The organism is Pseudomonas sp. Wu6 (genome assembly GCF_019891515.1).
Taxonomy (GTDB): domain Bacteria; phylum Pseudomonadota; class Gammaproteobacteria; order Pseudomonadales; family Pseudomonadaceae; genus Aquipseudomonas; species Aquipseudomonas orientalis_A.
The window spans coordinates 71,724-93,012 of record NZ_JAFLXH010000023.1 but is presented as its reverse complement, the minus strand read 5'-3'; the positions used below and the strand labels follow the sequence as shown (position 1 = coordinate 93,012).

The following is a 21,289-nucleotide window of genomic DNA, read 5'->3' as shown; positions in this document are numbered from 1 at the left end:
CCTGATGAGTACCGTGCCCATGTCCAACAACAATCATGTACTGACCCTCAGCGCCCCCTTGAGTGGGCCGGTGCTGGCCCTGAACGGCGTCCCCGACGAAGTGTTCGCCAGCGGCGCCATGGGCGACGGTATCGCTATCGACCCGTTGAACGACTGTCTGCAGGCACCCTGTGACGGCGTGATCATCCATGTCGCCCGCACTGGGCACGCCCTGACCATCCGTGCCGATAACGGTGCCGAGGTATTGATGCATGTGGGCATCGACACCGTGGAACTCAATGGCGAAGGCTTTGCCTTGCTGGTCAAGGAAGGCGCACGGGTGAGCCAGGGCCAGGCACTGGTGCGGTTTGACCTGGACCGTATTGCGCGTCAGTGCAAGAGCCTGGTGAGCCTGATCATCCTGACCAACAGTGAGCGCTTCGAGCTGCAACCGATTGCGAGCAAGACAGTGAAGGTCGGTGAAGCGCTGGTGCGCATTGCCCTGCGTACATCCGCACCGGTTCAAACCGCTGTGGATAACTCGGTCGCGCAAGTGAGCGCCACGGTGCGCATCACCCACCGTGGCGGCTTGCATGCGCGCCCTGCCGCGCTGATCCGTAAGACTGCCCAGGGCTTCAGCAGCCAATCGCAGCTGCACTTCGGTGATAAGACCGCGGCTTGCGACAGCCTGATCGGCCTGATGGGGCTGGGTATTGGCGAAGGTGACGAGGTACGGGTGACCTGCCGTGGCAAGGATGGCGAGGCGGCGTTACAGGCATTGGTCGCCGCGCTGTCCGTGGCGATCCACGAGGAGCATCACGCGCCGGTCGTTGCCACACCACGCCGGGCGAATACCGAAGCCAATGTGCTGCAAGGCGTATGCGCGGCACCCGGTCTGGTATGTGGGCCATTGTTCCGCCTCACGGGCATCGAACTGCCGCAAGACAGCGGCAATCATAGCGTCGACGAACAACTGCAACGCCTGGATGCCGCCCTTGAGCAAGTGCGCGGCGAAATCCGCAATACGCTGGACCAGGCGCGCCAACGCAAGAACGTCGAAGAAGAAGAGATCTTTGCCGCCCACCTCGCCCTGCTGGAAGACCCGGCATTACTCGACGCAGCCACCGCTGCCATCGAACAAGGGAGCGCCGCCACCCATGCCTGGCGCGATGCGATCCAGGCCCAGTGCGCCGTGCTGCTGGCGTTGGGCAAACCACTGTTTGCCGAGCGCGCCAATGACCTGCGAGACCTTCAACAACGGGTGCTGCGTGCGTTGCTGGGTGAAGCCTGGCATTTCGAATTGCCGGCGGGGGCGATTGTCAGTGCCCATGAGCTGACGCCTTCGGACTTGCTGCAACTGAGCGCGCAACAGGCCGCGGGCATCTGCATGGCCGAAGGCGGTGCGACCTCCCATGTGGCGATTTTGGCCCGGGGCAAAGGCCTGCCGTGTCTCGTCGCCCTGGGCAATGAAGTGCTCGACGTACCCCAAGGCCAACGGGTGGTGCTCGATGCCGCCAACGGCCGCCTGGAACTGGCCCCCAGCGAAGCGCGCCACGCCGAAGTTCACCAGATTCGCGAAACACAGAAATTGCGACGCCAGCAGCAACAGGCCCAAGCCCGACAACCGGCACTCACCACCGACGGCGTGACGGTTGAAGTCGCGGCGAATGTCGCCTCCAGCGCCGAAGCCCAAGTGGCGTTTGACAACGGCGCCGATGGCGTCGGCCTGCTGCGCACTGAATTCCTCTTCGTCGACCGCCGCACCGCGCCGGATGAACAGGAACAGCGCCAGGCCTATCAGGCCGTGCTGGATGCCATGGGCGACAAATCCGTGATCATTCGCACCATCGACGTGGGCGGCGACAAGCAGCTCGACTACCTGCCGCTGCCTGTCGAAGCCAACCCGGTGTTGGGCCTGCGCGGCATTCGCCTGGCCCAGGTGCGCCCGGAACTGCTCGACCAGCAACTGCGCGCCCTGTTGCAAGTCTCGCCGCTGGCGCGTTGCCGCATCCTGTTGCCGATGGTCAGCGAGGTGGACGAACTGCTGCAGATCCGCCAGCGCCTGGATGAGTTGTGCGTGGAGCTGAAACTGACGCAGCGCCCCGAACTGGGGGTGATGATCGAAGTGCCCGCCGCCGCGCTGATGGCCGAGCAATTGGCCGAACACGCAGACTTTTTGTCCATCGGCACCAATGACCTGTCCCAGTACACCCTGGCCATGGATCGCGACCACGCAGGCTTGGCCGCCCGCGTCGATGCGCTGCACCCGGCCTTGCTGCGGCTGATCGCCCAGACCTGTGCCGGTGCGGCCAAGCATGGGCGTTGGGTCGGTGTGTGCGGCGCCCTGGCCTCCGACCCGCTGGCCACGCCGGTGCTGGTCGGCCTGGGCGTCAGCGAGCTGTCGGTAAGCCCGCCGCAGATCGGAGAAATCAAGGACCGCGTCCGCCACCTGGACGCGGCGCAATGCCGGCAACTGAGCCTTGAGCTGCTCGACCTGAGCAGTGCCAAGGCCGTTCGCCACGCCTGTCAACACCACTGGCCGCTGAGCTGAAAACAACAAGAATAGGGAGACACGCCATGTACCAACACTTTATCGAAGGCCTGCAACGCCTGGGCCGCGCCCTGATGCTGCCGATTGCGATCCTGCCAATCGCCGGCCTGCTGCTGCGCCTGGGCGACACGGACTTGCTCAACATCGCGGTGATGCACGATGCCGGGCAAGCAATCTTCGCCAACCTGGCGCTGATCTTCGCCATCGGCATCGCCGTGGGCTTTGCCCGCGACAACAATGGCACCGCCGGCCTGGCCGGGGCGATTGGCTACCTGGTGATGATCTCGACCCTCAAGGTGATGGATACCACCATTAACATGGGCATGCTCGCCGGTATCGCCAGTGGCCTGATGGCGGGCGGGCTGTATAACCGCTTCAAGGACATCAAGCTGCCGGAGTACCTGGCGTTCTTTGGTGGGCGACGGTTTGTGCCGATTGTCACCGGTTTTTCGGCGGTGGGCCTGGGCGTGATCTTCGGCTTGATCTGGCCGCCGATCCAGCACGGCATCAACAGCTTCGGCGTGTTGCTGATGGAGAGCGGCAGCCTGGGCGCCTTCGTGTTTGGCGTGTTCAACCGCCTGCTGATCGTCACCGGCCTGCACCACATCCTCAACAATATGGCGTGGTTCGTGTTCGGCACCTTCACCGACCCGGCAACCGGCGCGGTAGTGACCGGCGACCTGACCCGCTACTTCGCCGGCGACCCCAAAGGCGGCCAGTTCATGACCGGCATGTTCCCGGTGATGCTGTTCGGCCTGCCCGCCGCGTGCCTGGCGATGTACCGCAACGCGCTGCCGGAGCGCCGCAAAGTGATGGGCGGGATTTTCCTGTCGATGGCGCTGACCTCGTTCCTGACCGGGGTGACCGAGCCGATTGAATTTGCCTTCATGTTCCTGGCGCCGTTCCTCTACTTGCTGCATGCACTGCTCACCGGCCTGTCGATGGCCGTGACCAACCTACTCAATATCCACCTCGGCTTTACCTTCTCCGGTGGCTTTATCGACATGGTGCTGGGCTGGGGCAAGTCCACCAACGGCTGGCTGGTGGTACCGGTAGGCCTGGCCTACTCGGTGATCTACTACACGGTGTTCAGCTACTGCATCCGCCGCTTCAACCTGAAGACGCCGGGTAGGGAAGATATACAGGTGGTGCAGGCCGAAGCGATGAGTGATAACCAGCGTGCCACGGCTTATATCCAGGCGTTGGGTGGTGCTGAGAATCTGCTGAGTGTGGGTGCTTGCACCACGCGGCTGCGGCTGGACATGGTGGATCGCAACAAGGCGGTGGATGCGCAGTTGAAAGCGCTGGGCGCCATGGCGGTTGTGCGGCCGGGGAATGGGGGCAGTTTGCAGGTGGTGGTTGGGCCGATGGCCGATAGCATTGCTGATGAAATTCGCTTGGCGATGCCGGGGTTTGTTGCCGCAGCGCCTGTAGCGGTTGCGCCTGTGGATAAGCCGGTTGCAGTGAATGTGCAAGAAGCCGAGCAATGGCTGAATGCGCTGGGTGGCCGGGGGAATGTGCGCCAGCTGGAAGCGGTAGCGATGACCCGGCTGCGGGTGGAACTGAGGGATGATTCGGGCTTGTCTGAAGCAGATCTCACTGCACTGGGTTGCCAGGGTATGAGCCAGTTGGAAAGCGGTGTCTGGCATCTGCTGATGGGTGACAAGGCCACCGGGTTGGGTGAGGCGCTGGAGCGGTTGGTTGCCCGCCCAATCAACGCCTGATCGATCGTTCCCACGCTCCGCGTGGGAATGCCGCCCCGGACGCTCCGCGCAAGGGTGACGCAGAGCTTCACAGGATGCATTCCCACGCGGAGCGTGGGAACGATCAGTTGGCGGTGGCTGCTGACACTTCGTGAAGATCCAGCACCCGATCCATCATCAGCTGGATCCCTTCCACCATACGATGAATCCCCAGCACTGCATCACGCTGGGGGCCGTCGACATCAAAAGCCAGATTACCCGCCAGTGCCTGCACGGATGCCAGGTCTTGAGAGGCGTTGGCGAGCAGGGTTTCGCTGTTCAGGTGGGTCAGGACGGTGAAGATTTGGTCGGTGGGCGGAGAATCAGATGGGGGGTTTGGGCTGTCTTTGATCATGGTAAACCTCCTGAAAAATAGGAGCTGCCAGCATCACTTGCAGATGATGGGTGGCAGCTGTGCGCGGGCCTGCAAGACCGAGTCAGAAGCACCTCGGCAGACCCAAAGGTCTCCCGCGCACAGCCACCAGAAAACGATGACCATGAAAAGCGCCACGATTATAGCGGCGCTTCCGAGCTTCTAATATTATTTCGGCGGGCTTGCAGTCCCGGTCACTGAATTGGCAGCGACTCGAGAAGGTTAGTTGTGCGAGTTCCGACAGACAACCTGAAAGGCTTGTCGGAAAGGTCTGAGGCGCCTGGGCAGACGCCATCGGGGGCAAGCCCACTCCCACAGTTGACCGAGTTTCATCGTTGGAATGCAGTTGAATGTGGGAGGGGGCTTGCCCCCGATGAGGCCTTGAAAGGCAACAAAAAACCCGCTGACCAAACTGGCCCAGCGGGTTTCTTGTTTATGCAGCGTGCGAATCAAAAATCCGCCAACTGCCACACCTCATACGCCGGTGTCTCATACGGATGGCTCAGTTTCAACGCAGCCACAACCGCCACGATCAACGCATCCGCCATCACCAGCTCAACCTTCCACTCCTCAACCACTTCAACCTGGCCCACTTGCCCGATGAACGGCTGACTGCCGTCCAACGCGCGGAATTGGCCCTGGCCCAGCACTTGCCAGGCGCAGCTGTCGTAGTCGCCGATGCGCCCGCCGCCGGCTGCGAAGACGGCGGCTTTCACCGTCTCCACGTGGCTGTCGGGTACGAAGAAGGCGAGCTTGTACACGGCCTTAGTTCACCCACACACGGGCGTTGCGGAACATGCGCATCCAGGCGCCGTCTTCGTTCCACTCTTCCGGGCGCCACGAGTTTTGCACGGCGCGGAATACGCGCTCCGGGTGCGGCATCATGATGGTGACGCGACCGTCGCGGCTGGTGAGGCCGGTGATGCCGCGCGGCGAGCCGTTCGGGTTGGCCGGGTAGCTTTCGGTGACCTTGCCGTGGTTGTCGACGAAACGCAGGGCCACGGTGCCGGACAGGTCGGCTTCGAGCAGGGCTTCTTCGCTGGCGAACTCGGCATGGCCTTCACCGTGGGCGATGGCGATCGGCATACGCGAACCGGCCATGCCCTGCAGGAAGATCGAGTTGGATTCCTGCACCTGCACCATGGCGACACGGGCTTCGAACTGCTCGGAACGGTTACGCACAAAGTGCGGCCAGAACTCGCTGCCCGGGATCAGTTCGCTGAGGTTGGACATCATCTGGCAACCGTTGCACACACCCAGGGTGAAGCTGTCGTTACGCTCGAAGAAACCCTGGAACGCATCGCGGGCGCGGCTGTTGAACAGGGCTGACTTGGCCCAGCCTTCACCGGCACCCAACACGTCGCCGTAGGAGAAACCGCCGCAGGCTACAAGACCTTTGAACTCATTGAGGTCAACGCGACCGGCGAGGATGTCGCTCATGTGCACGTCGATCGCATTGAACCCGGCACGGTCGAACGCCGCCGCCATTTCCACCTGGCCGTTGACGCCCTGCTCACGCAGCACGGCAACCTGTGGGCGAATACCCTTCTTGATGTAGGGCGCGGCGATGTCCTGGTTGACGTCGAAGCTGAGCATGGTGCTCAGGCCCGGGTTGTCTTCTTCCAGGATCGCGTCGAACTCCTGCTCGGCGCAGTCGACGTTGTCGCGCAGGCGCTGGACCTGGTAGCTGGTCTCGGCCCACTGGCGCTGCAGCAAGCGGCGCTGACCGGTAAAGACCGTGTCGCCGTTGAACGAGATAGTGACTTCGCCGTTGTTGATCGGCTGGCCAATCACCGCCACGCACTCGGCAAGACCGGCAGCGCTGAACTGTGCGAGCACGTCCGGGGTAGCGTCCTGGCGCACTTGAATCACCGCACCCAACTCTTCGTTGAACAGGATGCCGTTGATCTCGGCGGCATCCTCGGCAACGCTGTCGAGCACGATGTTCAGGCCGCAGTGACCGGCGAAGGCCATTTCTACGACGCTGGTCAGCAAGCCACCGTCGGAACGGTCGTGGTAAGCCAGCAGGTGACCGTCGGCATTCAGGCCCTGGATCACGGCGAAGAAGGCCTTGAGGTCTTCGGCGTCGTCGACATCCGGCGCGTGTTTGCCGAGCTTGCCGTGAGTCTGCGCCAGGATCGAGGCGCCCATGCGGTTCTGGCCACGGCCCAGGTCGATCAGGATCAGATCGGTGGTGCCCTTGTCCATGCGCAGTTGCGGGGTCAGGGTCTGGCGGATGTCGGTGACCGGCGCGAAACCGGTCACGATCAACGACAGTGGCGAGGTGACGCTCTTGTCGGTGCCGTCTTCGTTCCAGCGGGTGGCCATGGACATGGAGTCCTTGCCCACCGGAATGGTAATACCCAGTTCAGGGCACAGCTCCATGCCGACGGCTTTAACCGTGTCGTACAGGCGCGCATCTTCACCCGGGTGACCGGCAGCGGACATCCAGTTGGCCGACAGTTTGATGTCGGACAGCTTGCCGATACGCGAGGCCGCGATGTTGGTGAGGGTTTCACCAATGGCCATGCGGCCCGACGCCGGAGCGTCCAGCAGGGCCAGCGGCGTGCGCTCGCCCATGGCCATGGCTTCACCGGTGTACACGTCGAAGCTGGTGGCGGTGACGGCAACGTCAGCCACCGGAACCTGCCACGGGCCAACCATTTGGTCACGGGCAACCAGACCAGTGATGGTGCGGTCGCCGATGGTGATCAAAAAGCTTTTGCTCGCCACGGCGGGGTGGTGCAGCACGCGCTCGATACTGTCGGCCAGTTCCAGCGTGCTTGGGTCGAAGTCATCGCCCAGCTCGGCTTCACGCACGGCGGAGCGGTGCATACGCGGGGCTTTGCCCAGCAGTACTTCCAGCGGCATGTCCACCGGGCTGTTGCCGAAGTGGCTATCTGTAACAGTAAGCTGCGGCTCGGCCGTGGCTTCGCCGACCACGGCAAACGGGCAGCGCTCACGTTCGCAGATGGCCTGGAAGCGCGCAAAATCTTCAGGGCCGACGGCCAGCACGTAGCGTTCCTGGGATTCATTGCTCCAGATTTCGTGCGGGGCCATGCCCGGCTCGTCGTTTGGAATATTGCGCAGTTCGAAACGGCCACCACGCTCGCCATCGTTGACCAGTTCCGGGAAGGCGTTGGACAAACCGCCAGCACCGACGTCGTGGATGAAGCTGATCGGGTTCTTGTCGCCCAACTGCCAGCAACGGTCGATGACTTCCTGGCAGCGGCGTTCCATCTCGGGGTTTTCGCGCTGGACGGAAGCGAAGTCGAGGTCCGCCGAGCTGGTACCAGTGGCCATGGAGGACGCTGCGCCGCCGCCCAGGCCGATCAGCATGGCCGGGCCGCCGAGTACGATCAGCTTGGAACCGACAAGAATCTCGCCCTTCTTGACGTGTTCTTCACGGATGTTGCCCATGCCGCCGGCCAACATGATCGGCTTGTGGTAGCCGCGCACTTCATCGCCACGGGGGGTGGTGATGGATTGTTCGAAGGTACGGAAGTAACCGGTCAGCGCCGGACGCCCGAATTCGTTGTTGAACGCGGCGCCGCCCAGCGGGCCTTCGATCATGATGTCCAACGCGGTGACGATGCGCTCAGGCTTGCCGTACGGCACTTCCCACGGCTGTTCGAAGCCCGGGATCTGCAGGTTCGATACGGTGAAACCGGTGAGGCCCGCCTTGGGCTTGGCGCCACGGCCGGTGGCGCCTTCATCGCGAATTTCGCCGCCCGAACCGGTGGCCGCGCCAGGGAACGGGGCAATCGCGGTCGGGTGGTTGTGGGTTTCAACCTTCATCAGGATGTGCACCGGCTCCTGCACCGCGCCGTATTGGCGGGTTTCCGGGTCCGGGAAGAAGCGGCCGGCGACGGAGCCGACGATCACCGAGGCGTTGTCCTTATAAGCCGACAGAACACCTTCGCTGTGCATCACGTAGGTGTTCTTGATCATGCCGAACAGGCTTTTTTCCTGGCTCTGGCCGTCGATGTCCCAACTGGCGTTGAAGATCTTGTGACGGCAGTGCTCGGAGTTGGCCTGGGCGAACATCATCAGTTCGATGTCGTGGGGGTTGCGCTTCAAGCCGTTGAAGGCGTTGACCAGGTAGTCGATCTCGTCTTCGGCCAGGGCCAGGCCCAGTTCGGTGTTGGCCTTCTCGAGGGCGGCGCGGCCACCGCCAAGCACGTCAATCGCAGTGAGCGGCTTGGGCTCGGCGTGGCTGAACAGGCCGGCAGCCTGTTCCAGCTGGCTGACGATGATCTGGGTCATGCGGTCGTGCAGGCTGCTGGCGATCAGCTCGGCGTCGGCGTCGCTGAACTGGCCGGCCACGTAGAACGCGATACCACGCTCCAGGCGCTGGATTTTATCCAGGCCGCAGTTGCGGGCGATGTCGCTGGCCTTGCTCGACCACGGCGAGATGGTGCCGAACCGCGGCAGAACCAGGAACAGGCGACCGGTCGGCTCTTGAACGGGAACGCTTGGGCCGTACTTCAGAAGGCGTGCGAGCACTTGCTGTTCGTCGGCGGTCAAGACGCCGGTTACGTCGGCGAAGTGAGCAAATTCAGCATACAGGCCTGTAACAGCTGGAACCTTCTGGCTCAGTTGCTCAAGGAGTTTGCTGTGGCGAAAGGCAGAAAGGGCAGGAGCGCCGCGCAGGATCAACATCTTCGGGACAGCCTCGGGAAGGGGGTGTGCTTTGAGGCCGTGCATTCTAGCGTAAACCTTCGCCCACGGCACCCGAAACGCTACCGCTGGCCGCTGCCGAACGTCAGTTGGCACGGTTTGCGCGGCGCCGGGGGATAATCCATGGCCTCGGGCGCAGATATTTTAACCGTCACAATCACGCGCCAGGCCGCGTTTCTGCGGGATACAGCACAGTTTTGCAGCGACTAGCAGACAAGTGTGCCGCTGTCGAGATATGGCGCCGTGGGCCGTTTGCGTATACTGCGCAGATGTTCTCCCCAACTGCTTTGCGCCCGCGATGCGCCAAATGGCTCATCGCAACCGGACTCTTCCTGATGCTCAGCGCCTGTGTTGATAAACCCAGCACGCTCGAGCGAATCAAGGAGGATGGCGTATTGCGGGTGGTTACCCGGAACAGTCCTGCCACGTATTTCCAGGATCGCAACGGTGAAACCGGTTTCGAATACGAACTGGTCAAGCGCTTTGCCGATGACCTGGGCGTCAAGCTGGAAATCGAAACCGCCGATAACCTCGATGACCTGTTCGGCCAGTTGGGCAAGCCCAACGGCCCGGTGCTCGCCGCTGCCGGCCTGGTCAGCAGCGAACAGCGCCAGCAGCAGGTGCGTTTTTCCCACCCGTACCTCGAAGTGACGCCGCAGATCATCTACCGCAACGGTCAGTCACGGCCGACCAATGCGGCGGACCTGGTCGGCAAGAAGATCATGGTGCTCAAGGGCAGCACCCACGCCGAGCAGTTGGCGGCGCTTAAAAAGCAGAATCCTGCCATCGAATACGAAGAGTCCGACGCCGTTGAAGTAGTCGACTTGCTACGCATGGTGGACGAAGGACAAATCGACCTGACCCTGGTGGACTCCAATGAAGTCGCCATGAACCAGGTGTACTTCCCCAACGTGCGGGTCGCATTCGACCTCGGCAATGCCAGCAACCAGAGCTGGGCCGTGGCCGCCGGCGTTGACAACAGCCTGCTCAACGAGATCAACAGTTACCTGGACAAGGTCGAGAAGAACGGCACCCTCCAGCGTCTGAAAGATCGCTATTACGGGCACGTCGATGTACTGGGTTATGTCGGCGCTTATACCTTCGCCCAGCATTTGCAACAGCGCCTGCCCAAGTACGAAAAGCACTTTCGCGCCTACGCCAAGGAAGAAAAGGTCGACTGGCGACTGTTGGCGGCCATCGGCTATCAGGAATCGCTGTGGCAGCCGGCGGTGACGTCCAAGACCGGCGTGCGCGGCCTGATGATGCTGACCCAGAACACCGCCCAGGCGATGGGCGTGTCCAATCGCCTGGACGCCAAACAAAGCATCATGGGCGGCGCCAAGTACCTGGCCAAGATCAAGGACGAGCTGGACGACAAGATCGCCGAGCCCGACCGCACCTGGTTTGCCCTCGCCGCCTACAACGTCGGCACCGGGCACCTGGATGACGCGCGCCTTCTGGCCAAGAAGGAAGGCCTGAACCCGAATAAATGGCTGGATGTGAAGAAAATGCTGCCGCGCCTGTCGCAGAAGCAGTGGTACAGCAAGACGCGCTACGGTTATGCCCGGGGCGGCGAGCCGGTGCATTTTGTGGCGAACATCCGGCGCTACTACGACATTCTGACCTGGGTGACCCAGCCGCAGCTGGAAGGTAACCAGGTGGTGGAAGGCAACCTGCATGTGCCGGGTGTGGACAAGACCAAGCCGCCGGAAGAGACCCCGCAGTTATAAACCCGATGCTCCAGACACCATAGAGCAATGTGGGAGGGGGCTTGCCCCCGATGGCGGTGGATCAGTCACCTTATGTAGTGACTGACACTCTGCTATCGGGGGCAAGCCCCCTCCCACATTTTGATCTCTACTTGGCTTGGAGGCCGGTGAGCAGATGGACGACGCCTCCCGTCAACACCATGACGCCCGGTACGCCCGCTGCCTTCAGCGCAGCCTCATCCAACCGCCCCGCCTCTTTCAACTGCACCCGCACCCGCGTCAACGCCACGCGTTGTTGCGACGTGAGGTTGGCCTCGCCGCCCAATGCACTCAACACATCGACCGGTAACAGGTTCTCCCCCGCCGGCGCCGCGACCGTTTCCGCAATCAGATCCGGCGTCAGGGCTTTCCAGAACGCCTGCTGCAATTTCTCGAACATGCTCAATGCTCCACGACAGATGAGGTTTCAACGGTGGCGGCGTGGTACAGGCGCAAGGCCTCACGCACCTGGCCGGCTTCTTCCAGGCCCAGCACCTGACGGGCGATGATCTGGCAGTCGGCCAGGTCCAGTTCACGCACGGTGGCCTTGATGCTCGGGATCAACGGCACGCTGACCGACAGTTCATCCACACCCAGCCCGATCAGCACCGGCACCGCCAGGGTTTCGGAGGCCAGTGCACCGCAGACGCCCACCCACTTGCCATGGGCATGGGCGGCCTTGACCGTGGCCGCGATCAGGCGCAGCACCGCCGGGTGAAAACTGTCGGCCTGGCTCGCCAGGCGGGGGTGGTCGCGGTCCATGGCCAGGGTGTATTGGGTCAGGTCATTGGTACCGATGGAAAAGAAATCCACATGGGGCGCGAACACATCCGCCATCAACGCGGCGGACGGCACTTCAATCATGATGCCCAGCTTTGGCAACTCGCTGAGCCCGAGTGCCCGCGCTTCCTCCTCGAGCACCTTGCGCGCCAGGTGCAGTTCCGAGAGCAGGCTGACCATCGGCAACATGATGTGCAGCCGCGCCAGCCCGGCGCAGGCAAGGATTGCGCGAAACTGTTCGCGCAACAGTTCCGGCCGCTCCAGGCACAGGCGAATGCCGCGCAAGCCCAGGAACGGGTTGGTTTCGGCTTCCATCGGTACATAGGCCAGCGGTTTGTCGCCGCCGACATCCAGGGTGCGCACCACCAGATTGCGCTCGGTGCCCAGGGCACGGGCAATCGCACGATAGGTGCCGGCCTGCTCGGCGGGGCTGGGCGCGCGGTTGCGGTCCAGGTAGAGGAATTCCGAACGCAGCAGACCGACGCCCTCGCCGCCCAGGGCCAGGGACTGCTCCACTTCCTGCAACGAGGCGACGTTGGCCGTGACGTCGACGTGACGGCCGTCGCGGGTGACGGCAGCCTGGGCGGCCTCGGCCACTTCGCGCTGACGTCGCAACCCCTGCCGCGCACGGGCCGCCTGCAAGTGGTCAATGTCGACCTGATCCGGCGCCAGGTGCAGTTCGCCCTTGTCGGCGTCAAGCAGCACGTGCGTACCCTCGGCCAACGTCAATATGTCAGCAGGCGCACCGCAGAGGGCGGGTATGCCCAGCGCACGGGCGAGGATTGCGACGTGACTGGTAGCCCCGCCGCCCACCGTGACAAATCCCATCACCTTGCGGGTATCGAGATTCGCCGTTTGCGAGGGGGTCAGTTGCTCGGCGATCAGGATCGCCTGCTCCGGCAGCGCCCAGGCACGATCCTCGACACCCAGGATCAGTTTAAGCACGCGCCGGCCGACGTCGGACAGGTCTGCCGCTCGCTCGGCGAGCAACGTATTGCCCAGGCCCTGGAACAATTTAGCCGTGGCGGCGGTGGCGCTGTTCCAGGCGAATGCTGCGCTCTTGCCCTTGGCCAGCAACAGGTGGGCCTGCTCAAGCAGCGTCGGGTCTTCAAGCAGCTCCTGATGGGCGCGGAAGATATCCGCCTGGGCACTGCCGGCGGCGCCGGCCTGCAAGCGTTGCAACGCCTCATTGGCCGCCAGCAGGCCACGCGTCAATGCATCGCGCTCGGTGGCTTCGCCTGCGCCGACTTCATTGACTACCAACTCAGGTTCAGCCACTTGGACCACCTGGCCGAACGCCGAGCCCGGTGATGCACATACGCCGCGCAGCAGCGTGGCCGACGACACCGGCGCGACAGGCTCGACCGGCTCGGTCGTAGCCACCACCGTTTCGCCACACCCCTCGGCCAACAACGCCGTCAACGCCCGGATCGCGGCCTGCGCGTCCTCCCCCGCCGCGCTCACCTGCAAGGTGTCGCCCTGCACGGTTTGCAGCGCCATGATCGCCACCAACGACTTGGCGTTGGCGCTCTGGGTCTGCTTGTGCAGGTAGAGGCTCGAACTGAAGCCTTTGGCCGCCTGGGCCAGCACCGCCGCAGGGCGAGCGTGCAAGCCGTGGGCATTGAGCAAGGTCAGCGGTTTGGAGAACAGCGCCGAGCCCTGCTGCTCATTCGCGTCTGCCGCTGCCTCGCCGGGCGACAGTCGCAGCACCGGTCGGCCCTCTTCAACCATGTCGGCCTGCGCCGCCAGCACCACAAACGGCTCGCCACTGACCACCAGCATCAAGGTCAACAGACTGCGCGCATTGAGCGCCACATAGTCGGCGTCGAACTCGATCAACGGCTGGCCGGCCGTCACCCGCTGGCCCTCTTCGACCAGGCGGGTAAAGCCCTTGCCTGCCAGGCTCACGGTGTCCAAGCCGATATGCATCAGCACCTGTACGCCGTTGTCGTCGGTGACGCTGACCGCATGGCCGCTGTCCTGGATATTGCTGATCACTCCGGCGAGCGGTGCACAGAGGGTCTGCGAGGTGGGATCGATGCACACACCATCACCGATCATGCGGCTGGAAAATACCGGGTCCGGCACCTGATCCAGCGCCAGCAGCATTCCGGACAGGGGTGCCAGCAGTTCTACGGGTTGAGAGGGGTTCATGGCTTCACCTGTAGTGTTGTCTTTAACATTCATTGAGTGGATACGAATCCTGGGATTGCGCAGATCAAATGTGGGAGGGGGCTTGCCCCCGATGACGGCGGACCAGTCAATGCATGCGTTGACGGTGACACCGCATCACGGGCAAGCCTGCTTCCACATTAAAGTCGCGGGTCATTTCCACCAGTATTCAACTTGCACCCCCATGTTCGACCCATGCCGCGCCGTGCCGTAGGCACCGGTGTCGGACAACGCCGAACCTGCCGCCAGCTCATTCGCCGCGCGCTTGGCCGCCTGGTTCCAAGTGGCATAGGTGTAGTACAAGCGCACTTCCGGCCGTGCCCAGAATTCCGGGCCCTTGGGCGACCAGGTCGGCGCGAAGGTGAATTTGCTCAGCTTGCGCGTACCGCCCGTGGCCTCGACCTGATCGTGCCCCAGCTCGGTGACCAGTTTGAATTGCTCGCTGATGGCATACGCCGGGCGCACGCCGAGCGACAGCCAGTTCAGGTCCTGACGCCCGGGCCGCACATCCTTCTGGTACACCGCCTGCACCTGCCCGCCAAAACGCGGGGTCAGTTGCCAGTCGAAAAACTCCACGGCACGGTAGCTTTTGCTGCTGTTGTCCAACCGCGTATTGCCGGTGTAGCCCAGGCCGGTGCCAGGACCTTCGCCATACTGCAACGCGAATTTGTTCTTGCCGCCCAGGAACGCGCTTTGCACATGCTGCGCGGTCAACGCCCAGCCGCTGTTGGTGTCACGCCCGCCAGCCTTTTGGATGTAGCTCAAGCCAAGCTCCAGTTCGCCGCCAGGGTTGGTGTTGAAGCCGGCCACGTTGAAGTCATGCCGGGTGGCGTATTCCTTCTGGTAGAGGTTGTCTTTGCGTGACAGCGCGTAGCTGTATTTCAAGCCGCCGATCAACACATCCTCGATCCCGCCACCGGTGGCGCTCTGGTTCCAGTAGTAGAAGTCGGAGATATGGATGTCGTTACGCTTGTAGTAACGCCGCCCGGCCCACAGCGAACCGCCATTGAGGCTGGGCAGGTTGGACCATTGCGCATACATCTGCGGCATACGCGCAGAGCCGTTGTCCTCGCCCTGGAATTTGAGGGCGCGGTCGTACTTGTTATAGAGCGACGCCATGGCATCGACGCTGAGCACCGAGCCATCGTCGAAGGTCAGCAGGTCCTGGCGCAACTCAAGTTCGCCGTACTGCTCGCATTCGTTGCCCAGGCGGTATTTGGTTTGCGCGCCCGGCAATTGGAAGCACTGCTGCTTGCCGCTGCCGGTAGAGGTGCCGGCGCCGCTGCGCAGGTAACCGCCAAACTCCAGGGCTTGAGCACCAAAGGGCAGGCTCAGGCAGGATGCAACGAGGCCCAGCTTTATTGTTGTTTTCATAAAGCACTCCGATATTTTTATTGTTTTTCTTACTGTCTTGCGTGACGCGATCGCCTGTAGGAGCGGGCTTGCTTGCGAAGCACTTCCAGGCTCCGCGCTGCACCTGGAAGGGCGCGTTATCGTTGACGATCTTCGCGAGCAAGCTCGCTCCTACAGGCGGCATTTCAACCAGTCAGGTGCAGCACAAACGATTCGTACGGGCGCAGCGCCACCGCGCCGGTACGCACCGGGCAGTCGGGGTAATTGCTGATCAGCAAGCGTTGCTCGCTCGCTGCGTTGACGAGCTGATCGGGCAACTGGATTTCACATGGCGTGCCGTAGAAGTTGTTGACCACCAGCAAGCGTTCGCCCCGGCCTTCGCGCAGATACGCCCAGACCTGGGGATGGCCTTGCAGCAGTTCGCGGTAAATGCCTTCCTGGATCAGGGGTTCACGGCGACGCAAGGCGATCAGCGCGCGGTAGTGATGCAGCACCGAGTCAGGATCATCCCGTTGGCGCTCGACGTTGATCTGCGCCGCATTGGCCGGGATGCCGATCCACGGCTCGCCGCTGCTGAAACCGGCGCCGGGCTGACTGTTCCACTGCATCGGCGTGCGACCGTTGTCGCGAGACTTCTGCATGATCGCGGCCATGCTCGACGCCTCGGATTCACCGGCATTGCGCTTGAGGCGAAAGATATTCAGGGTCTCCACATCACGGTATTGGTCGATCCTGTCGAAGCCCGGATTGGTCATGCCCAGTTCCTCACCCTGGTAGACATAAGGCGTGCCCTGGAGCAAGTGCAGTGCGGTGGCGAGCATCTTGGCCGACACCACGCGATGCTCGCCGTCATCGCCAAACCGCGAGACCACCCGGGGCTGGTCGTGGTTACACCAGAACAGCGCGTTCCAGCCGCCACCGGCCTGCATGCCCGACTGCCAGTCGGAGAAGATCTGCTTGAGTTGCAGGAAATCGAACTCGGCCTCCACCCACTTCTGCAGGTTCGGGTAATCGACTTTCAGGTGATGAAAGTTGAAGGTCATCGACAGTTCTTTCGACGCCGGATTGGAGTAGCGAATGCAGTGCTCCAGGCTGGTGGAGGACATTTCGCCGACATTGATCAGGTCATGGCCCTCAAAGACTTCGCGGTGCATTTGCTGCAGGTAGTCATGCACGTTGGGGCCGTCGGTGTAGAAGCGCCGGCCATCGGTGTGGTCGTCGGGGAAATCCGCGGGCTTGGAGATCAGGTTGATCACATCCAGGCGAAAGCCGCCCACGCCCTTGTCACGCCAGAAGCGCATCATCTTGAAGACTTCGGCGCGCACCTTGGGGTTGTCCCAGTTGAGGTCGGCCTGGGTGTGGTCGAACAGGTGCAGGTAGTACTGGCCGGTTTGCGCCTCGTATTCCCAGGCCGAGCCGCCGAACTTGGATTCCCAGCTGTTGGGCTGGTCGCGCCAGATGTAGAAGTCGCGGTAGGGATTGTCGAGGCTGCTGCGCGCCTGCCGAAACCACTCATGCTCGACGGAGGTGTGGTTGACCACGATATCGAGCATCAACCTGATACCGCGCTTGGCCGCTTCGCTGATCAACAGGTCGCAATCGGCCATGGTCCCGTAGCTGGGATCGATGGCGTAGTAGTCGCTGATGTCGTAGCCGTTGTCGCGCTGCGGTGAGCGCAGGAACGGGGTGACCCACAGGCAATCGATGCCCAGCCATTGCAGGTAGTCGAGCTTGTCGACGATGCCCAGCAGGTCACCGGTGGCGTTACCCGCGTGGCTGTGGAAGCTTTTGGGGTAGATCTGGTAGATCACCGAGTGTTGCCAGGTTTGCATGGTGGGTTCCTTCAGTAGAATTGGGTGCTGGCCGTGCGGGCCTCATCGGGGGCAAGCCCCCTCCCACAGTGGAATGTATTTCAAATGTGGGAGGGGGCTTGCCCCCGATGGCGGTTGATCAGGCGACCCGATAACCAGGCCGAACAATCTTCATGCTCAACACACAGGTCACAACAAAGGGCACGACAATCGCCACCGCCATGCCGATCACAAACATCGCAATGGCGCTCGGCACGATCGAGATAAATCCAGGCAGGCCACCGACGCCGATGGCCGACGCCTGCACCTTGTTCAGCGACAGGAAAATGCTGCCCAGCGCCGAGCCCAGCAGCGCGGCATAGAATGGAAACTTGAAACGCAGGTTCACGCCGAACATCGCCGGCTCAGTGATACCGAAGTAGGCGGAAATCGCCGACGTCGACGCCATGCTCTTGTCCCGCGCATTGCGGCTCATGTAGAACACAGCCAGTGCGGCGCTGCCCTGGGCCAGGTTGGACATGACGATCATCGGCCAGATAAAGGTGCCGCCCTGGGTCGAGATCAACTGCAGGTCCACGGCGAGGAACATGTGGTGCATGCCGGTGATGACCAGTGGGGCATAGAGCAGGCCGAAAATCGCGCCGCCGACCATCGGTGCCAGGTCGAACAATGTCACCACACCCTCGGTAATCAGGATGCCCAGGTGCCGGGTGACCGGGCCAATAATGGCCAAGGCCAGCACGCCGGTCACAACGATGGTGGTGATAGGCACCACGAGCAGCTGGATGGCGTTGGGCACCCGTGCCCGCAGCCATTTTTCGATCACGCTCATGACGTAGGCCGCCATCAGAATTGGCAGGATCTGCCCCTGGTAGCCCACTTTCTCGATCTGGAACCAGCCAAGAATATCGAAGTACGGCAGGCTCTGGCCGTCGAGGCCGGCGACTGCCTTGCCGTAGTTCCAGGCGTTGAGCAGGTCCGGGTGAACCAGCATCAGGCCCAGCACGATGCCGAGGATTTCACTGCCGCCAAAACGCTTGGCCGCCGACCAACCCACCAGTGCCGGCAGGAACACAAACGAGGTGTTGGCCATCAGGTTGATCAGGCTCCACAGGCCATCCAGGTTCGGATACGCCTCCAGCAGCGTCTGGCCCTCGATGAACATGCCCTTGGCGCCCATCAGGTTGTTGATGCCCATGAGCAGGCCGGCAATGATCAGCGCCGGCAGGATCGGCATGAACACATCGGAGAACACCCGCACCAGGCGCTGCATCGGGTTGGTCTTGTCGGCGCCCTTGCGCTTCACATCGGCGATGGTCGATGCCGCCAGCCCCGTGACGTCGCGCAAGGCGGCGTAGACCTTTTCCACTTCGCCGGGGCCGATCACCACCTGGAACAAACCGCCGGTGAAGAACGATCCCTTGACCAGGTCGACCTGGTTCAACGCACTGCTGTTGACCAGGCTGGGGTCCTTGAGCGCCAGGCGCAGGCGCGTCACGCAGTGGGCAGCTTGCTCAAGGTTGTCGCGCCCCCCGAGGTTCTCGAGAATCTCGCGGGCAATCATCGAATAGTCGTGGCTCATGCTCGTTTTCCACTGTGATTGTTTTTATGGGTGGCAGTCATTGGCAGCACGCCGAGAGGGCAAATTACTCGTCTGTACGAGTGAAATCAACAACTCGTCTATACGAGTTACAATTTTGTTTAACTTTTGCAAATGGTCCGTCAGACATTTCCACCCCCTGCGCCAGTGGCGAATGGACAAACCCCACAGGTGCCACTAAGGTTCCTGCCTTGAAAGCGCCGTTCACCTTCATAGAGCCGGGCATCGAGCCATCCCATGAGCAAATACAACCAGATCTATACCGATCTGCTTGCCAGCATCACCACCGAACGCCTGCAGCGCGGCACGCGCCTTCCCTCCGAAACCGAACTGATGGACAGCTACCAGGCCAGCCGAGGCACGGTGCGTCGAGCGATCGAGCAGTTGCAGGAGCGCGGTTTCGCGCAGAAGATCCACGGCAAAGGCACCTTTGTGTTGTCGCCGAACCCGATCGAGTTTCAACTGGGCGGCATCGTGAGCTTCCATGAAACCCACGCCGACCTGGGCGATGACATACGCACCGAAGTGGTCGAGTTCACCCAAGTGCCGCTGGAAGGCTCATTGCAACAGCACATCGAGGCTGAACCCGGCACACTGATCACCCGGATCAAGCGGGTACGGCGCATTGGCGGCAAACGGGTGATCCTGGACATCAACCACTTCGTCGCCGACCTGATCCCCGGCCTGGACCGCTCGATTGCCGAGCAGTCGATCTACGCGTTTATCGAGCAGACGCTGCAGCTGCAGATCAGCTATGCCCAACGCACCATCGAAGCCCTGCCGCGCAGCAAGGACGACCAGGCGCACCTGGACCTTGACGGGCAAAGCCATGTGATCGTGGTGAGTAACCAGACGTTTTTGCAGGACGGGCGGCAGTTCGAGTACACCGAGTCGCGGCATACGCTGGACAAGTTCTACTTTTCGGATATTGCGCGGCGGTAAGCGCAAGCCGGGAAACCCGCTGACCCAGTGTGCGCCGACCTCTTTTTCGCAACGCCAATGGTTGTGCGCTTGGCTAAGTGCCAATTTGGGATACGGATGCGGACGACCTGCCGCCTATGCTTAGGTCGAGCTCATCGCCTTATCCTCAATGGCGACGAGCGCAGTCAGGGTGTGAAATGGACAAGTCGCAGGAAGTTGACCAGGTAGATCGGCTCACAGCGCACGCGCACAGACTCTTGAAGAGTGGTGCGCTCGGTAAATCGCAACAGATCATTCGTCTTTTCGAGTTTCTCCTCGAACGATCGCTGACGGCGACCGCAACCAAAGAAATCGAGATTGCACTCGTCGTGTTTGGTCGATCCGCCAGCGTGGATCTCGCGGCTGATGCAACGGTTCGCGTGCATATTCATCGGTTGCGAAAAAAACTCGATGCGGCGCCCGTCGATGAGCGTGGCGAGCGGCTTATCCTTCCACGTGGTGAATATCGTCTGGTCGTCGTTGTGCCCGAAGAGCAAGACAACTACGCCGACCCTGTGCGCCGACGTTTCCTTGATTGGCGGTATTTAGCCGTCGCGGCGCTTTTCCTCACGCTCAACGCGCTGTGCTGGCTCTGGTTGGTAGGCAAATCACCCAGTGATTCGCGGATCGACAGCACGCTCTGGAGTGGTATCGCGAAGAATCTGGCACCGCTACTCATCGTTTCCGGTGATTTTTATGTATTCGGTTAACAAGGCACTGACGGTTCCATTCTGCGTATGGTCGCTGATTCCACCATCGCTTCCAGCGAGGACCTCAATAAGTACAAACAGCGGATGCCTGTGCCCGGCCAAAAGTATGTCGACATGAATGCCTATCACTTGCCGAGTGGGCTCGCATCAGCGCTGGTTTCGGTGATGCCCGTCATGGTCGCAATCAGGTCGGGAAATTCGAGCCTGATCAAGCATGTGACAACCTCACGTTTCACCAATGAGATGCTGAGTGATCACGATATTGTCTATGTGGGTTTACTCGACACGCTCGGTGATCTGCAGGAGCCGTTTTTTGATCTCTCCGGATTTTCGCTGTCGGCCAGCGGCGATACCCTTGTGGATCTAGCGACCGGGGATAAATTTCAATCTGATTGGGCCGAACCCTCCACTGACAGAATCATGCGTCGTGATTATGCGTACCTTGCTCGCTTTCCGGGACCCGCAGGCAATCACATCGTCGTCGTTGCCGGCATTATGGATCCGGCACTGATTGAGGCCGCGAAAATTGCATCGGACAGTGCCGAGCTGAGTCGCTTGAAGACCGTGCTAGGCAATAGCGACGCCTTCGAAGCGATGTATGAAGTGCGCACATTTGGTCCGTCGAGTGTATCGGCAGAGCTGCTGATCGCACGCCCGCTGGACGTCGGTCAGATGTGGCGTACGAGACGGGCGTCGCCTGCCAGTGACAAGGCCATACCAAGCCCCGGCAAGGCAGACGAGGCCGTTCAATAGAAGCTGAGTGTGGGAATGCCTTGCGCAACGTGCATGGCCTGCATGGGGTCTCGGCAACGGCGCCTGAACCGGCATGC

General features: G+C 61.8%; 14 protein-coding genes. 6 read left to right on the top strand and 8 right to left on the bottom strand.

The window, feature by feature from the left end; all coding sequences use genetic code 11:
- The first annotated feature begins 19 nt into the window (after positions 1–19).
- Entirely contained in the window at positions 20–2,530 is a 2,511-nt protein-coding gene (ptsP, locus tag J1G34_RS17185; protein WP_222994390.1) for a phosphoenolpyruvate--protein phosphotransferase, read from the top strand.
- A gap of 26 nt (positions 2,531–2,556) precedes the next feature.
- A complete protein-coding gene (nagE, locus tag J1G34_RS17180; RefSeq protein WP_222994389.1) occupies positions 2,557–4,254 on the top strand; it encodes an N-acetylglucosamine-specific PTS transporter subunit IIBC in 1,698 nt (565 codons plus the stop codon).
- A gap of 103 nt (positions 4,255–4,357) precedes the next feature.
- On the opposite strand, the gene J1G34_RS17175 is transcribed toward nagE, so the two are convergent.
- The 3 genes from J1G34_RS17175 to purL all read right to left on the bottom strand — a co-directional run bounded on the left by J1G34_RS17175 (position 4,358) and on the right by purL (position 9,307).
- Positions 4,358–4,627 (bottom strand): DUF6124 family protein, encoded by a 270-nt coding sequence (locus tag J1G34_RS17175; protein ID WP_222994388.1) that lies wholly within the window; start codon positions 4,625–4,627, stop codon positions 4,358–4,360.
- 467 nt (positions 4,628–5,094) lie between these two features.
- Positions 5,095–5,406 carry a YqfO family protein gene (locus J1G34_RS17170; RefSeq protein WP_222994387.1) on the bottom strand — a complete coding sequence of 104 codons (312 nt, stop codon included), beginning with the start codon at positions 5,404–5,406 and terminating at the stop codon, positions 5,095–5,097.
- A 4-nt stretch (positions 5,407–5,410) separates the two neighbouring features.
- Positions 5,411–9,307, bottom strand: coding sequence for a phosphoribosylformylglycinamidine synthase (purL, locus tag J1G34_RS17165; protein WP_222994394.1), 3,897 nt, complete (start codon positions 9,305–9,307; stop codon positions 5,411–5,413).
- 287 nt (positions 9,308–9,594) lie between these two features.
- Here purL and mltF point away from each other — a divergent pair, with 287 nt between their 5' ends.
- A complete protein-coding gene (gene mltF, locus J1G34_RS17160; RefSeq protein ID WP_065891527.1) occupies positions 9,595–11,055 on the top strand; it encodes a membrane-bound lytic murein transglycosylase MltF in 1,461 nt (486 codons plus the stop codon).
- A 127-nt stretch (positions 11,056–11,182) separates the two neighbouring features.
- On the opposite strand, the gene J1G34_RS17155 is transcribed toward mltF, so the two are convergent.
- The 5 genes from J1G34_RS17155 to treP all read right to left on the bottom strand — a co-directional run bounded on the left by J1G34_RS17155 (position 11,183) and on the right by treP (position 18,771).
- Complete coding sequence (locus tag J1G34_RS17155; RefSeq protein WP_065891526.1) at positions 11,183–11,473, bottom strand: PTS transporter subunit EIIB; 291 nt, start codon at positions 11,471–11,473, stop codon at positions 11,183–11,185.
- A gap of 2 nt (positions 11,474–11,475) precedes the next feature.
- Positions 11,476–14,007 (bottom strand): phosphoenolpyruvate--protein phosphotransferase, encoded by a 2,532-nt coding sequence (gene ptsP / locus J1G34_RS17150; protein WP_222994386.1) that lies wholly within the window; start codon positions 14,005–14,007, stop codon positions 11,476–11,478.
- A 171-nt stretch (positions 14,008–14,178) separates the two neighbouring features.
- Entirely contained in the window at positions 14,179–15,399 is a 1,221-nt protein-coding gene (locus J1G34_RS17145; RefSeq protein ID WP_065887501.1) for a maltoporin, read from the bottom strand.
- 164 nt (positions 15,400–15,563) lie between these two features.
- Positions 15,564–17,210, bottom strand: a complete 1,647-nt coding sequence (gene treC, locus J1G34_RS17140; protein ID WP_065891523.1) for an alpha,alpha-phosphotrehalase — start codon at positions 17,208–17,210, stop codon at positions 15,564–15,566.
- Positions 17,211–17,328: 118 nt separating this feature from the next.
- A complete protein-coding gene (gene treP / locus J1G34_RS17135) occupies positions 17,329–18,771 on the bottom strand; it encodes a PTS system trehalose-specific EIIBC component (RefSeq protein WP_065891522.1) in 1,443 nt (480 codons plus the stop codon).
- Positions 18,772–19,026: 255 nt separating this feature from the next.
- On the opposite strand from treP, the gene treR reads away from it, so the two are divergent.
- From treR to J1G34_RS17120, 3 genes are all read left to right on the top strand, one after another.
- Positions 19,027–19,731, top strand: coding sequence for a trehalose operon repressor (gene treR / locus J1G34_RS17130; protein WP_065887498.1), 705 nt, complete (start codon positions 19,027–19,029; stop codon positions 19,729–19,731).
- Between the two features lie 176 nt (positions 19,732–19,907).
- A complete protein-coding gene (locus J1G34_RS17125) occupies positions 19,908–20,459 on the top strand; it encodes a helix-turn-helix domain-containing protein (protein WP_122560894.1) in 552 nt (183 codons plus the stop codon).
- A 27-nt stretch (positions 20,460–20,486) separates the two neighbouring features.
- Positions 20,487–21,212, top strand: coding sequence for a hypothetical protein (locus J1G34_RS17120; RefSeq protein WP_122560895.1), 726 nt, complete (start codon positions 20,487–20,489; stop codon positions 21,210–21,212).
- Positions 21,213–21,289 lie beyond the last annotated feature (77 nt).